At 46.9% G+C, this 15,328-nt stretch carries 12 protein-coding genes; 2 read left to right on the top strand and 10 right to left on the bottom strand.

Annotated features, from left to right (window positions below; all coding sequences use genetic code 11):
• Positions 1 to 3: 3 nt before the first annotated feature.
• The 3 genes from PPHA_RS01740 to PPHA_RS01730 are packed head-to-tail and all read right to left on the bottom strand — an operon-like array spanning position 4 to position 4,052.
• Complete coding sequence (locus PPHA_RS01740; RefSeq protein WP_012507171.1) at positions 4 to 507, bottom strand: hypothetical protein; 504 nt, start codon at positions 505 to 507, stop codon at positions 4 to 6.
• A gap of 3 nt (positions 508 to 510) precedes the next feature.
• Positions 511 to 2,256 (bottom strand): site-specific DNA-methyltransferase, encoded by a 1,746-nt coding sequence (locus PPHA_RS01735; RefSeq protein ID WP_012507170.1) that lies wholly within the window; start codon positions 2,254 to 2,256, stop codon positions 511 to 513.
• The gene (locus PPHA_RS01730) at positions 2,253 to 4,052 is read right to left on the bottom strand and encodes an AIPR family protein (RefSeq protein ID WP_012507169.1); all 1,800 of its coding nucleotides are present in this window, start codon (positions 4,050 to 4,052) and stop codon (positions 2,253 to 2,255) included. Before PPHA_RS01730 ends, PPHA_RS01735 begins: the two co-directional genes overlap by 4 nt.
• Before the next feature lie 814 nt (positions 4,053 to 4,866).
• On the opposite strand from PPHA_RS01730, the gene PPHA_RS01725 reads away from it, so the two are divergent.
• Both PPHA_RS01725 and PPHA_RS01720 read left to right on the top strand, forming a co-directional pair.
• Positions 4,867 to 6,234, top strand: a complete 1,368-nt coding sequence (locus tag PPHA_RS01725) for an IS1182 family transposase (RefSeq protein WP_012507168.1) — start codon at positions 4,867 to 4,869, stop codon at positions 6,232 to 6,234.
• 395 nt (positions 6,235 to 6,629) lie between these two features.
• Positions 6,630 to 7,052, top strand: coding sequence for a nucleoside-diphosphate kinase (locus PPHA_RS01720; protein ID WP_012507167.1), 423 nt, complete (start codon positions 6,630 to 6,632; stop codon positions 7,050 to 7,052).
• Positions 7,053 to 7,133: 81 nt separating this feature from the next.
• On the opposite strand, the gene PPHA_RS01715 is transcribed toward PPHA_RS01720, so the two are convergent.
• The 7 genes from PPHA_RS01715 to hemW are packed head-to-tail and all read right to left on the bottom strand — an operon-like array spanning position 7,134 to position 15,321.
• Entirely contained in the window at positions 7,134 to 8,225 is a 1,092-nt protein-coding gene (locus tag PPHA_RS01715; protein ID WP_012507166.1) for an AI-2E family transporter, read from the bottom strand.
• 30 nt (positions 8,226 to 8,255) lie between these two features.
• The gene (locus PPHA_RS01710; protein WP_012507165.1) at positions 8,256 to 8,999 is read right to left on the bottom strand and encodes a 16S rRNA (uracil(1498)-N(3))-methyltransferase; all 744 of its coding nucleotides are present in this window, start codon (positions 8,997 to 8,999) and stop codon (positions 8,256 to 8,258) included.
• 7 nt (positions 9,000 to 9,006) lie between these two features.
• Complete coding sequence (locus PPHA_RS01705; RefSeq protein ID WP_012507164.1) at positions 9,007 to 9,699, bottom strand: ComF family protein; 693 nt, start codon at positions 9,697 to 9,699, stop codon at positions 9,007 to 9,009.
• An 18-nt stretch (positions 9,700 to 9,717) separates the two neighbouring features.
• Entirely contained in the window at positions 9,718 to 10,701 is a 984-nt protein-coding gene (locus tag PPHA_RS01700; protein WP_012507163.1) for an ROK family protein, read from the bottom strand.
• Between the two features lie 19 nt (positions 10,702 to 10,720).
• A complete protein-coding gene (gene lpxA, locus PPHA_RS01695) occupies positions 10,721 to 11,518 on the bottom strand; it encodes an acyl-ACP--UDP-N-acetylglucosamine O-acyltransferase (RefSeq protein ID WP_012507162.1) in 798 nt (265 codons plus the stop codon).
• An 8-nt stretch (positions 11,519 to 11,526) separates the two neighbouring features.
• Positions 11,527 to 14,169, bottom strand: coding sequence for a glycosyltransferase family 117 protein (locus PPHA_RS01690; protein WP_012507161.1), 2,643 nt, complete (start codon positions 14,167 to 14,169; stop codon positions 11,527 to 11,529).
• 27 nt (positions 14,170 to 14,196) lie between these two features.
• Entirely contained in the window at positions 14,197 to 15,321 is a 1,125-nt protein-coding gene (hemW, locus tag PPHA_RS01685) for a radical SAM family heme chaperone HemW (RefSeq protein WP_012507160.1), read from the bottom strand.
• Positions 15,322 to 15,328: the final 7 nt, after the last annotated feature.

The raw sequence follows: 15,328 nt of genomic DNA, 5'->3' as shown, positions 1-15,328 counted from the left end.
GGATTAACTGATCTCAAGATAAGAAGGTTTACAGATATCAATCTGATTTTTTATCGCAACTATTTTATTGTGAAGGCTTTCGAAAGTTTCAGTGTTAGCTATCACCGCGCTTTCTGTAGGTAACGAACGAGCCTCAGTTACTTTGTCATGGAATTTGCCATGCAAGTCCACTAACTCTTCAAGATGATTCTTTAATATTTGGTCACCAATTAGCGAAATAATTATTTTAGCTGATTTTATACCTAAATCAATATTATTGAAATTATCAGGTCGTGGGTAAGAGGATAGAGTGGCGTCAGGAATCAAATAGTTAATGTTATGGAAATGCTCTGCCAACAAATCTGCTTGAGAAACTTTTCTTGCTTTTTCTACTTCTCTGGCAGATTTTTTTGAATCCTGACGTGCCATAGCGGCTATTACGGCTGAAATCAGGGAAATCACAACTGCAAAAAGCGTCCCGGTCACCGTCCAATCAATTTCGGAACTATTAAATGTTAGGGTGTTCATGATTTAAGCATCCTGATTATCAAACAAACTTGGGTGTGCGGATTTTTTCTTTTTCAGGGTCTCTTCTTCCCGTTGCGCCATCGGCAAGTTCTGGAGAATCAACGAATAATCATCATGCCTCCATTCGCATTTGGAAAGAACGGTACTGGGAATTCTTTTGACGGTAAGGTTGGTGAACCGCTCAGGATTCCCACGAAAGGCACTACATAGAACAAGCAAAGATCGTTCAGTGCCAACATCTTCACTCAAAGCATGAAGCTGATCGGCTCCAAGTGTCTGCGTCGTGATATAGATAAAGTCACGTTCAGTTGAATGGCCTTGCTGCCAGTACAGCGTATCACTTGGCGCATAGGTGAACCCCTCCAACTTGCAAAGAGCTTCCGTCAACTGCGCTGCGTTATACTCCTTGCTGATAACCCAATTGCCCCATTTATCTTTGTCAAGCAGAGAAGGCGCAATTCGGTAATAACGAAACCCCCCGCCACCCTTCCAGCCTGTAGCTTCCGTTACACCGCCTTTATCCTCCCCATCAATAACTTTTTGCAGGCGTGGAATGATGTGAGTGTGACAATGCTCTCCCAACTCCACCATAATCCATCGTCGCCCCATTTTGTGGGCAACTGCGCCAGTCGTACCGGAACCAGCAAAAGAATCAAGAACCAAATCGCCATCAATGGTTGCTAACTCAAAACAACGCTTAATCAACGCTTCGGGCTTTTTTCCTTTAGGGAACTCAATACCTCCTTCATTATGAATATTGTTCGACAATAGATCATCCCAAATGGTTGTGAGGGGTTCTCCCGCGACATACTTGCCATCTATCAATTTCAACTTATCCGAGTAAAAAAGAATGCGCTCTCCTGCAACAAAAAACATGTCAGAGAATTCCTCTCGCTCAAGACGCAAAATTTCACTCGTTTTATGTGAGGCATCAATCATAGACCTTGCATCACCACTCACAGCGTCATAATCTGGTCTTGCAAGACGAACTACTCGTGGAGCATTTGCTACAACAAAATCAGAGAGCAGCGCTTCATAGCTATCGCCGACCGCCTTTTTCAGCCCTCGGATAGGAAGATTTAGACTTCTTGCAAAAGCCTGAGTTAAAGTAATAAAACGCCATTGAGCATAGGGCGCATCAAAATTATCAATAAACTGCCCATACCGTGTATCACGCTTATTTCTTGCGGTAAAAACACGATTAGGTTTCCATAAGGTCTTGTTCTTTGCGTACAGAACAATGAAGTTCGAGGTACTTACAACGCCAGGATTTATGGCTTTATGTCCTGTCGCCGCTCCTTGTTTAAAGGAAACAACCGTAATCCGATTTTGTCTACCAAATATCTCGTCAAGCAAAACAATCAGATATCCAAGCTCATTGTCATCAATATGGACAAACAATGTACCGTCTTCAGAGATGAGGTTCCTAATAATGTCAATTCTGTCACGGATCAATCCAAGCCAGATGGAATGTTCAAGACCATCATCATAATGCTCGAATGCTTGTTGGGTATTAAACGGCGGATCGATATAGACACACTTCACCTTGCCCGAAAACTCCTGCTCCAACGCTTTCAGGGCAAGCAGATTATCACCAAAAATCAGCCGGTTATCAAAAATATCATTATCCGTCACAAGATGCTTGGCATGATACGACCTCGCCACATCCTCAAGCAAAATCCTCGGTTCCAGCTTTGGCCGTTTATCCTTTCCAATCCACGTTAATTCAAGTCGTTTCTTATTTGTCATTGATCAAACCTGATTTGTGGAGCTTTTGCTGATAGATAATTAAATAATTCGATTGGGTAAGGTTGATTTTCCGTCTGCCGTCTCTCTTTAATTGCAATAACCGGATCATTTAGAAGGCCAAAATTATCAATCATTGTTGACTTCATCACACTAATTGTATGAGCTTGGTTTTTAAAAAGAGCAAGCGGGCCAGGGCCAGCTTCATTGGATGGTGGAACTACGGGTGTCACATACGCCCAAAGCGAGTTGCGTGCTTGATCAAAGGGATAGCTCAGCTTCTCCTCAAGAACTTCCATCCTAATTACACTTGGCATATCAATTTCTTTTAACAATCGCTTAATAAGCACAGATGCAAGTACTAAATTCCCATGTTTGTAACATAATCTCTCAGTACCATTAGTGCTTAGGATATTTTGCTTTAAATTTTTCTGAATTGTTCGGTATACAATAACAGCGTTTATGAGACGAAAGGCCGTCAATGTTTCCGGAAATATTAAACGGTAGTTTTCGGTTTCAGGATCGAGGATATTCCCTGGCTCCTTTTTTAACCATACAAGAAAGCGAGGATCCTGTTGCAGACAGGATAAGGCGTATACCGCTTCGTTGATACTTATTGAATTGCCACTTTGATCAGACACCCCATCTTTGTAAAGGTATTCAATATTAAGATTTGCAATATCACGACGTAAACGTTCCTGTTCTTCATCCAATGCAGAAAAATTAAAAAGCGAAACTGGATTTTGATGATTTCTTGCCTTTGTGACGCTCTTTCCAAATGCACTTTCTGGTGGAGATTTAATTAACGTAAGAAGAACCTTTGCGCTACTGATATCCACATTTTCATTTGCAACAGTCGCTGAAGATGCAATGGTCTGTGCTCCATTAATGATGGATATACCTTGAATTTGAATCTTTTTCTTTCCATCTTTCATATTTTTAGGCTCTATGTTTGCACAAAGAGCCGTCACCCCATTGTTTAAATACCAGAAATCACTGGGTTGCTCCCTAAGGGTTTTTTGTATTGCTGAATTAACATCAGTTGTTCGACCTAAAAAAGTACGTATATTTTTAACATAAAGAGCTTTATCGTGTTGTTTATGCAGATCTACTAAGCTTTTTAATGCAACAAGGCCGAAATAGGAAGTATGCCCATCGTCCACCGCCCTTTGACACTCAAGCCAAAGAGTTGCATCAACACGTGGATAGGCATTTGACTCACTAAGCTTAGATTTAATTATTTCAGCATCATACTCCATAATAGTGTCAACGAAGCGCTCTTCTCCTTGGCTTATATCTGTAAGCATTTCACGTATCGCTTGTTTTGCATTTGCACTAATTCTCGGTCCAGTATATGCGATAACCAGTTGTATATTAGAGCAATCTTCTACATCTCGTTCAATCTCTGCTTTGCGATTCTGGATATGAGAATTAAAATCATCAAAATTTTGTCTTATAATTTTTCGTACACCTTGACAAAACGCGTTAGCTTCATCAAGTGAAAATTCTTCATTTAATTTCAGCTTTGATTGAATCAAATAAAGAGTCTGAGAAGAAGCCTGATAATATATTGCATCAACTCCTTTATCGTCAAAATCATCAGTTACATATTGACAAGCGTCTGTTTCGGAGAGGTCAGCAATATGTTTTATCACAAAGGCACTTAACGCTCTTGAGCAATTTTTGGTTACTCGTTCAGAAACCGATTTTTTTTGATCTATAAGTGCAGGAAGGTGTGGGACGAATCGGCTATCAAGTGCAGTTTTCAGGAGTGTTAGTTCTTGATCTGTAAGAGCCATAAAATTCCTTTGAATTTAGCATTTACTATAAAAAACCCTCCCTGAGTTCATTATAATAAGGTTTTCCAGCAAAATTATATCAAAAATCAACAATTTTTGTTCTTCGCTCATCTTTCAGTCTTCAAGGTTTGACCTTGGATATTGAAATCGTGGTTTATTGTACCCTTCCCAAAAAAAATTAAGACCACCACGCTTGATATTTTGTGACTATGAGGTGCTCACCCCTCCGGCACATAGCATAAAAAAGCACCGCTGAAACACCTTTTCGTCTTCATTTCTGTTTTCAGAAAGCAACTCCGGCGCACATGACACGGCTCTCGATAACGGTTCATCACAACAAGGCAACAATTGATTATCCAGGTACACCCACTCCTGAAACATGCAATTAAACCGAATTAATAATGTATACACGTAACAGCGCGTTGCTGCGCCACCATCGGCACAAGTCTCAAACCGATGTGCCAGATCATCATGTGTGATGCATGTCCTTTTCGGGCATTATTTCCAGAATTTTTTCTTTGATAGCTTGTCCGGTTCCAGATAACTATAGAAAACTCACCTTGTGCCTCATTTGGATATATAATAAAATATGCTAAAGAGCGACAACCAGCCACTCTTGTGTCTGCTCGGCGAGATCCGAACTCCCCCTATGTCCCGGCGTGCGAAGGTGGTGATAGGTAAATCAATGGCTAGCAGCCTGTCGGATTACCCAGCAACACGAAATCGTAAAAATAGCCGCATAACCATTTTATAATAAACAAGATAAGTCATATATTGCATGCATCATAATCGCTTAACTATCCACTGAAAAGCAATGCATTCCGACTTTCTTTCAGCCGATCGAGATACACTCTACCTTTTGCCGCCATCTGTTCAGGATTGGCTGCCGGTCAATCATCTCGCACGCTTTGTTGTTGATATTGTTGCACAACTTGATCTTACTCCATTAAGAGACGCCTATGCAGGCAGAGGCTGCAAAGCCTATGATCCGGAAATGTTGTTAAGCCTCCTGTTTTACGGCTATGCCACCGGAACCTTTTCAAGCAGGAAACTGGAACTTGCCTCTTATGAATCCATAGCGGTTCGCTATATCACCGGAAACAGTCATCCGGATCATGACACCATCGCAAATTTCAGGAAACGCTTTCTCGCTGAACTGAAACCATTTTTTATCCAGATTTTGACTCTTGCCCATGAAATGAACATCCTCAAGATCGGCAAGATCAGTCTTGATGGTACCAAAATCAAGGCCAATGCTTCCAAGCATCAGGCACTGAGTTGGGGTCATGCCTGCAAACTTGAAAAGCAGTTGAAGGCGGAAGTTGACTCCCTGCTTCGTCAGGCTGAACAGGCCGATCAGTCAGCAATCCCGGACGGGATGAGTATTCCTGAAGAGCTTGAACGCCGTGAAAAACGGCTTGAAGCTATTGCCAAGGCAAAGCTTGAAATTGAACGTCGGGCTGAGGAGCGATATGCAAAAGAACAAGCCGAACATGAGGAGAAACTGGCAGAACGTGAACGGAAAGCGCAAGAAAGTGGTAAAAAAAGCAGAGGCAAAACACCGAAAGCACCAGAGCCGGGAGTGAGGGATCGTGACCAGGTTAATTTGACGGATGAGGAGTCACGGATCATGCCGGTATCGGGAGGCGAATTCATGCAGGCCTATAACGCTCAGGCGAGTGTTGATCTCGATACCATGCTGATAGTTGGAGTTCATGTTACCCAACATACAAATGATAAACTTGAGCTTCGGCCCGCTCTTGAAGAGCTGAACAACTTGCCTGCAAAGCTGGGAACGTTAACCGAGGTGATTGCTGACGCCGGATATTTCAGTGAAAAGAATGTTGAGCTTTGTGAAAAAGAAACGATAACCCCTTACATCGCAGCAAGCAGAGAATCTCATAACCAGTCGCCTGCTAACCGCTTCAGTGAACCCGAACCCATAGCCAAAGATGCTGACGCAGTAACAAAAATGAAACATCGATTGAAAACAAAGGACGGCAAGGCCGTCTATGCAAAAAGCAAATGTACGGTTGAGCCGGTGTTTGGAGTCATCAAATCAGTGATGGGCTTCCGGCAGTTTCTGCTCAGAGGTATAGAAAATGTAAGAGGTGAATGGGATCTTGTCAGCATTGCCTGGAATCTGAAGCGATTGAATGTATTACGTCAGATAATGGCATGAATATGGTGGTAAAAGCGTCTGATTGGCCCTATTTTGGTCTCTTCAGGAGCAAAATAGTGGCGCCATAGATTGACAATACGAAAAATAAGATGACTTGTGGCTTATGGGAGACATCATTGCTATTTTGGCTAAAACGTCAATTCCGACAGGCTGCATAGACAGAATTTTTTCTTGGATAGCTTGCAGTGTTATCGGATAATGAGTGAAATATTAACGTACATATCCGACAAAATCATACTCAGTGGCTCAATATTTCCATCCACTTGCAGTTGATACAAGCTAAGCCACCCGTGCGCCCAACCAGCACGAATAGGTGCCCTCACGTTTCAATATTCCGGCACATTTCTGTATCTTCGCTCGACCTTGTTTCTTCAGCAACTAATGCATACAAAAAAATGGAAAGAACGCTTACCATACTGAAACCCGATTGCGTGCGCAAGCAGCTTATCGGTGCAGTTATCGACCAAATTGAACGCGCTGGCTTCCGTGTTGTGGCCATGAAAAAAATCAGGCTGACGCAGGAAACTGCCGGGGAGTTTTATGCCGTGCACCGTGAGCGCCCTTTTTATGGTGAACTGGTTGAGTTCATGTCTTCGGGCCCTTGTGTACCGATCATTCTTGAAAAAGAGAATGCTGTTGCCGATTTCCGCACTCTTATTGGCGCTACCGATCCGGCTCAGGCTGATGCTGGCACCGTGCGCAAGCTCTATGCTGACAGCAAGGGCGAGAACATCGTTCACGGCTCCGATTCTGAAGAGAACGCCGCCATCGAGGCTGGATTTTTCTTTTCGGCTGAAGAGGTTGTCAGAAGCAACTGACCGGTTTGTATCCTGATAGCAAAAAAGCGACCCCGCAAGGTCGCTTTTTTTGTTGCATCACTCCACTCTGCCTGGTGGATGTTATGATACATCCTCCTTTCCTGAGGGTTTATCGCTTTTAATTTCGGAAAGATACTCTTTGAAGGTCTCTCCGTACATCTCCCATATGGTCATAAAAAGAGCGGCGACAATGGGGCCGAGAATGAAGCCGAAGACTCCGAAGAGGCTGATACCGCCAAGTGTTCCAAAAAATATAAGCAGTTCGGGCATTTGCGTGTCGCGCCCGATCAGCATGGGGCGTAGAATATTGTCGATCTGACCGACTACAATGCTGCAGAAAAGGAGAACCCCTATGGCCTGTGGATACTGCCCTGTGGCTGCCAGATAGATAACTGCCGGAACCCAGACAAGCGCTGAGCCAAGAACAGGCAGTATCGAAAAGAGCGACATGATGGTACCCCAGAAGAGGGCGCTGTCGATACCGGCGAAGTGCAGAGCAAGGCCTGCAAGGGAACCCTGCACTGCACCGACTACCATGGTTCCCTTTATGGTCGCTCTGGTCACTGATATGAACTTGTCGAGCAGTCGATTCTGATCAGTTTGTCGCAGGGGAAGGTAGGAGAGAAAGTGTGCCAGAAGCTGTTTCCCATCCCGTATAAAAAAGAACATGGTGTAGAGAAAGAGAAAGAAGAGAAAGAGGTCGCTGACGGCTGAGTAGGTAAACGTGGAGATGGTGTTGAACAGCATCGTACCTGTGCTACTGGCAAACTCTCCGACTTTCTGAAAAATCTCGGTACGGTAAAGCAGGAGTTCGGGATAAAAGGAGAGTGAGCGAAGCTGCTGGTCGAATGCGCCTGGCTCCAGAATCTGCTGCTGTACCCAAGGCACGGCAATGCGGCTTATCCTGATTGCCTGTTTGGCAACAATACCGAGAAGTGCTGCAAAAGGAAGAAAAACGATAAGCAGCAGTGTGAGCATGGTCATGGAGGCGCTCAGGCTTTTTCGTCCCTTGAACCAGCGCTCAAAACGGTTGAAAACCGGCATGGCAAGTGCCGAAAAAAGAGCCGCAAGCACAATCGCCATGAGAAAATATCGGATCATGGCAACAAAGGTGACCGAAATAACCAGAAGAAGGACAAGAAGAATGAGCTGGTTTGTTTTGATGCTGTTCATGATCGTTTTATTTATGAGCCTTGTAAAGCCTTAAAACCACTCGATGCGCTCCTCTTCAAGGAGCTGTGTGCGAACCAATGCGACTGCAAAAATTCCGGCGGTTTCGGCCCTGAGAATTGTTTTTCCAAAAGAGAGTTCATTGAAACCAGCGGCACGGGCCTCCTCGATTTCATTGGCAGTGAATCCGCCTTCACCACCAATGAGAAAGAGGATTTTTTTGCCGCTGCATTTCACCTTTGGAGGGGCCTCTGAAAGTTCATAGGGAATAAGCTTGAGATCATAACCCTGAAGCGCCGCAGCTTTTTTAAAGGTGAGCGGCTCAGTGAGCTGTGGCAGATAATGGCGTTTTGATTGCCGGGCTGCTGAAAGCATGATGGTTCTCCAGCGGTTAAGCTTGCCCTGCACTTTTTCATTTGATGGATGGGAGAGCGTCCGCGCCGTGAGCATGGGAATGATGGTGGAGACTCCAAGCTCGGTCGCTTTTTCCAGAAAGAGTTCAAATCGCTGGGGAGCCTTGAGCAGGGAGAGGGCAACGGTCACTTCAGTGTTTGGCCGATCAATTCGGCTGCAGGCAAGAATGTCAGCAGTGAACGACGTTTTGCCAATCTCCGCAATGCTGGCCTCGCAACGCAGACCGTTGCCATCAGTGACCAGAATCTTCTCTCCTGTTTTTTTCCGCAGAACCCGAACGAGATGATGAAATTCATCACCATCAACCACAAGGTTCCTTGCATCAAGATCAATATGTTGGGTCGAGGTATAAAAGAGTTCCATACGTTTTTTACTCCTTGATGGCTAAAGCAACTGCGGCAAGAGAGATTCGTTCAGCCCCGCCCTCGCGCAGTGCCGAGGCTGCTGCCGCCATGGTTGCTCCGGTTGTGATCACATCATCCACAAGCAGCACATGACGGCCTACAACACCTTTTGCAACCTGAAAGGCCCCTTCGGGATTTTTTTTCCGCTCTGCAGCAGAAAGTCCGGTCTGCGACACGGTGTAGCGTTTCCGTACCAGAAGTTTTCTCTGTAATGGTTTTTGCAGCGACTGCGCTATGCCTTCGGCAATTTTTTCTGCCTGGTTATAGGATCGTTCGATTTTTTTCAGCCGATGGAGCGGAACGGGCACAATGCACTCGATATCCGCTGTATCCGCTCCGGATGAGATCCACTCTCCCAATTGGCGCCCGAAACTGTTCCCGAGATTGTAGAGCCCTTCATATTTCATGGCATGAAGGAGCTGCTGCAGCGGGCTTTTTTTATGAAATTGGTAACGGCACCAGCCCCGTTCAAACAGGAATGTTTCATCAAAATGTTCCGCGATGGTACGACGCAGCAGCTCTTCTGCCGCCCGGGGAGTAGTGAAGGGATCAAATTTGGCCCGGCAGGAGCTGCAGCAGTACTCTTCTCCCTTAAGCAACAGTTTGCGGCAGATAAGGCAAACATGGGGAAAGAGAAGATGAAGCTGCTGCTCAAGCATGAGATAATCTCCGGATGGTTAGCCGAAGCATAATGCTGCTGCGCCATAGATACCAGCCTTGTTGCCAAGATGCGCCGGCACCAGTTCCAGCCCTTCATGCATGGAGGGAAGGGTTGAGCGCCTGAGCTGGTCGAGGGCAGGATCGAAGACAAGGTTTCCGGCGGCGGCAATTCCTCCGCCGATCACAAATTTTCTGATATCCATCAGAGCGGTAACGTTTGCAAGCCCTACGCCAAGAATGGTACCAACCCTCTCCCATACCGCAAGAGCAACAGCATCTCCTGACAAAGCTGCATGTTCAAGCTTGCGTGGTGAAATCCTGCTATGATCGCGGTTATACAGACGAGCAAGACGGGAATCTGACTTGCTCGCCTTGATCATTTTACAGGCAAGAGCTACAATTGCCTTTTTACCGATAAGGCTCTCAAGCGTCCCGCATATATCGGCGTGAAAAATGGGACTTTCAAAATCAATGATCATGAAGCCAACCTCACCGGCAGTTCCATGAGGGCCTCGATAAAGCTTCCTGTTGAGAACAATTCCTCCTCCAACACCGGTTCCGAGGGTCACCATGAGAAAATCGCGAAACTCACGGCCAGCGCCATAGACCGCTTCGCCGAACGCTGCAACGTTGGCATCATTATCGAGAAAAACCGGAATTGAAAGCTCTTCCTTTTGGCGCAGCAGCTTCTGCAGTTCGTCACGCAGGGGAAAGACCGTCCATCCAGGAAGGTTGGGAGGGTAGCTCAGTATGCCTTTCTCGGCATCGACCGCTCCCGGCGCCCCTAATCCGACACCAGCAAAATCAGCAACATCAAGTGTCTCGGAAGCAACATGGTAAAGATCGGTAATAATAGCCGCAAGCTGCCCGACGATCCCTGTCGGGCCGGACACCGTATCGGTGAGAGCTCTCTGTTTCGTCAGAATTCCACTCTCTTCACCAACGATTGCAGCCTTGATTCCGGTACCTCCGAGATCGACACCAATTGCCCAACGGGACATATTTTTTTTCTTTTAACTATCAGTTTTTGAAGGGCTTGACAAACTTCCTGCCATGGACGCCTGATGCAAAGAAGTCAAGAATTTCAAGAATTTCGGGTTCCTGGGGAAGTTCCGATTTCACTTTTTCAAGGCCATTGGCAAGCAACAGACCCGACTGAAAGAGAATCCTGTAGGCGTCTTTAATGAGGGTGATCTTTTCAGAGGTAAAGCCTCGCCGTTTCAGGCCAATGGCGTTAAGCCCCTCGTAGCGGAACGTTTCATTTCCTGAGGCCATGATAAAGGGAGGAACGTCAAGCGTAATTCTTGAAAGCCCACCGAGCATGGAAAAGCGACCAATGCGGACAAACTGGTGCACTGCGGCAAGACCGCCGATAACGACATAGTCACCAACCACACAATGGCCACCGAAGGGAACGCAATTTGCCACAACCACATGATTGCCGATCACGCAGTCATGACCGACATGCGAATAGGCCATAAAGAGATTATCAGAACCGATCACCGTTTTACCGCTCGCCTTTGTGCCCCGGTTAAGGGTAACGCACTCCCGGATAACCGTTCTGTCGCCAACATAAAGCAAGGTCTTCTCTCCGGAAAATTTGAGATCCTGAGGCTCATTGGCAAGCACAGCTCCGGAATGGATCTTGCAGTCACAACCAATTCGAGCGCCTGAAGCGATATGGACATGAGGCCAGATGATGGTGCCATCACCAATTTCAACATCGTCCTCAATGACCGTAAAGGGCCCGACGGTAACGCCTTCTCCGAGAATGGCACTCTGGCCAATCACGGCAGTTGGATGAATAGTGCTTTGCATAGTGTTAGTTACTTCATGGTTTCAAACTCGTCTACCAGTCCTGGTTGTTTCAATTCTCTGGCAAGCAATACAATAATGCGTTTCGCATCCTCATTTCTGCCAATATCGCGATAGGCCCTTGCAAGAACATAGAAGAGGCGAGGATCAGAAAGCGATGATGACTGACGGCTTAGTTTTTCAAGATAGCTAATATACGGTGAGCTTTTCTGCTTTTCACCAAGACGGACATAGAGTGCGATCACGGATCCTGCAAGTTCGGGGTTCAGGGGATACTGTGCAAGAGGAAGCAGTTTGGACGAAGTGTCAAGAACCTGCAGCGCAAGCGCTCCCCGATGGTAAATCTTCTCCTTTCCCGAAGCATCCGGTATGGTAAGCTGGCCTTCAGGCTCGGCAGCCAGTTCAAGGGCAAGGCGGACAAACAGAGGCGTATAGTTGCCACAAAGCCTCCTTGAGGTCTCTTCAAGGTTAATGGCGGTATTATTAAGGTTTCGGTAGCGATAGAGCCCAACAAGGTTTCTGTAGAGCAGCGCAGAATCTACATAGCTCATCGGATCGACGCTTTTAATCGGAACGACCCGGTAGGCAAGGCCATCAAGACGGAGGTAATTTTGAAGACCAATCATGCTTTCGGGATCAACCGTCAGGGCAAAGTAGATCGGACGCCGGGAAAAGTTGTTCATCAGAATCTCATAAACAGCAATATCCTGTGGCCGAAGGTAGCCCTGGCCATCGTAGGTCAATCCAGGCTTGAGGAGCCATTTCATGGTGCCAAGTGGTTCTGAGGGGAGCGACTGGCCGTGGAGACGGGCATTACGCAGGAGCTGCTGACGGGCATCCTGTGAGGGAAGCTCGGCATCAACAGAATCAATGGGTACATAGGTAATACCGGCAATTTCACCGTCACTCATGGTGAACGCCACCGGCTTTGCTCCGCGAGGGCTGCTGTTTTTTAACTGGTCGAGATACCAACCGGTATTGGCAAGGCTCAGATTGACGACACGAACATCCGTCCTGATCCGTTCGACCTCCTGCAGGTACCACAAAGGGAAGGTATCGTTATCTCCGTTGGTAAACAGTATGGCATCTTTTTCACAGCTCTGGAGCATATTCCATGCCCAGTCCCAAGGAACAAAGTTTCCCGAGCGGTCGTGCACCCGGTAGTTTGCCTGCAGCATCCGGGCGTTGATAAAAAGCAAACCGGCTGTAACCGTAAGCACGGCAAACAGCATCTGGTTTCCGGGAACGCCAGACTTCGACCGCTTTGCAAGCCACTGCCAGATACTCTCAACACCTATTCCTATCCAGAGGGCGAAGGCAAAAAAACTGCCTGCATAACTGTAATCCCGCTCTCTCGGCTGAGGTTCTGTCTGGTTGAGATAGATAACAAGCGCTGCTCCGGTCAGCACAAAAAGCGCGGTAACAACCAGCCCCATCTTCCACTCGCGCCTGAAATGGGTGATCGCTCCAGCCACTCCCACAAGAAAAGGAATACCCCAGAGCACCGACCAGTCCACTCCTGAACCCTCCATATCGTTTTCACGTCCGATGAACTGCCAGCCGAAATAGCGGAAGTACATCTTCTGCATCTGGTAGGTGAGGAAATAGTCGAGATCACTTGAGTAGTGCTGGTAAAAATATTGATGTACCGGCTCGGTTGACCACCGTCTCGGCCAGAGCGGCATATCACCATACTGATCACGGTTGAGGTACGAGAAAAAGGTTTCGGACGAGGAGGGATTGTTTTCGTTTATGGGTGGGCCTGCCTGCGCCCGTACGAAGATCATGCCGTAGGAGGTATACCCAATAATGATCAGAAACAGCGACATCAGAAGGGTGTTCATGAGCGCCTTGCGATGCAGGTGCGAATACCACGTGGCATAGGCAAGCAGGGCAAGGAAAAGGAGAAATCCCCACCATGAGGTCAGTTGCAGCAGAATCGGAAGCCCTTTGATAATTCCAATATAGATCAGGAAAAAAAGCCCCGATGAGGCGACCATAAGCAGGGCAAAAGATTTAACCGTGACATCATATTTTTTGAAGTAGTAGACCAGTGCAACAGCAAAAACGGCAAGCAGGCTGAGCAGGTGCACACCGATCGAAAGGCCAATAATGTACATGACAAGCAAGAGCCACCGTTCATGACCGGGTTTTGGCTCCTCTTCATACCAGCGGAGGATGAGCCAGACAACCAATGCTGTAAAAAGCGAAGAGAGTGCGTAAACCTCAGCTTCAACAGCGTTGAACCAGAAACTGTCGGAGAGGGCAAGGGCAAGAGCGCCGATAACAGCTCCACCGTAAGCCGATACTTTTTCAGCCGGGCTCCAGAGGTCGGGATCACGTTTGCGATACATGATGATCAGCCTTACCGTGATGAGGTAGGTCAGCATGATGGTTGCGGCACTGGCGAGTGTGCTGATCAAGTTAACCCTCGCGCCAATATCACCGAAAAAAGGAATCATGGAAAAAAGACGCCCAAGCAGAAGAAAAAGCGGCGCTCCGGGAGGGTGAGGAATCCCGAGGGTATAAGCTGTGGCAATAAACTCCCCGCAATCCCAGAACGAAAAGGTGGGAGCCATGGTACGGAGATATAAAATTTCAGCAGCAAGAAAAAGAGAGACGGCAAGCGTGCGGTTAATCGTCCGGTGTATCATACGTGAAACGTGCTCTGAAATATTGGGTTACCCGAAAAGAAACTCCCCGGCAATGAGATCGACAAACAAAAAACCTTTCTGAGTCAAATATAGAGATCCTTCCTGCTGCTCTATCCATCCCTTTTCTGAAAATCGGGCAATGGTCTGTGAAAGAGTGTGCTCTAATTTATTTCCTTTTCGCAAAAAATCAACATCCAGACCACTGTTTATTCGAAGTGAAAGAAAAACCTGTTCCGTAAAGCGTTCTTCAGCCGAAAGCTCTTCACGAAAAACAACTGCGTCTGCAGGAGCTGCAAGATATCGTGTAAGGCTTGAGACGTTTGCCGTACGAATCTCACGCTCCTGAGAAACAGAAAAACTGTGTGCAGAGGGGCCAAAGCCAAGGTATGGCTCACGCTTCCAGCTCGCAAGGTTATAGCGGGAATGATGTCCGGGCAAGCAGAAATTGGATACTTCGTAATGGCTGTAGCCCTGAAGCTGCAGTTCACTTTGGGCATGCTCATAACATGCTGCCTGCACGGCATCATCCGGTACGGTAACACTCCCTTTTGCTACCCTGTGATGGAGGATGGTCTTCGGTTCAACCGAGAGCATATAGACCGACACATGGTGCGGGCGCAGTGCCAGAGCCTCATGCAGATCGCTCTTCCACATCACAGTATTCTCTCCGGGTACCCCGCAAATAAGGTCAACACTGACCGACTCAAACAGACGAAGTGCGGCTGCTGTTACCTGTCGGGACTGCAATGCCGTATGCGCCCGACCAAGAGCCTGCAGCTTTTCGGCTGTAAAGGATTGAACGCCGATGCTGAGCCTTGTTATCCCCGCTGCCCGAAGCTCCTCCATCTTCTTTTTATCAAGATCTTCAGGATTGGCTTCAAGGGTTATTTCGATTTCAGGAGAAAAACTGCACAAGGCAGCAACCTCTTCAAGCCATGCGGCAAGATAGCTCACGGGAACCATTGAGGGAGTGCCTCCTCCAAAATGAATGGCGCCAACCGTCTCTCCTTTCAGATCTGTTAACCGGGATGCTGTTTCAAGAGAGAGTGCACGGAAAAAGTCGCTGATATGCCCTCTGCCCGTAACCAGATAAAAGTCACAATAAGAGCAGCGTGCTTTGCAAAATGGAATATGGAGATAAAGAGTCAGCATAAGCTGA

It is taken from the genome of Pelodictyon phaeoclathratiforme BU-1 (assembly GCF_000020645.1).
Lineage (GTDB): Bacteria > Bacteroidota > Chlorobiia > Chlorobiales > Chlorobiaceae > Chlorobium > Chlorobium phaeoclathratiforme.
This window is presented reverse-complemented; position numbering and strand designations above follow the sequence as displayed.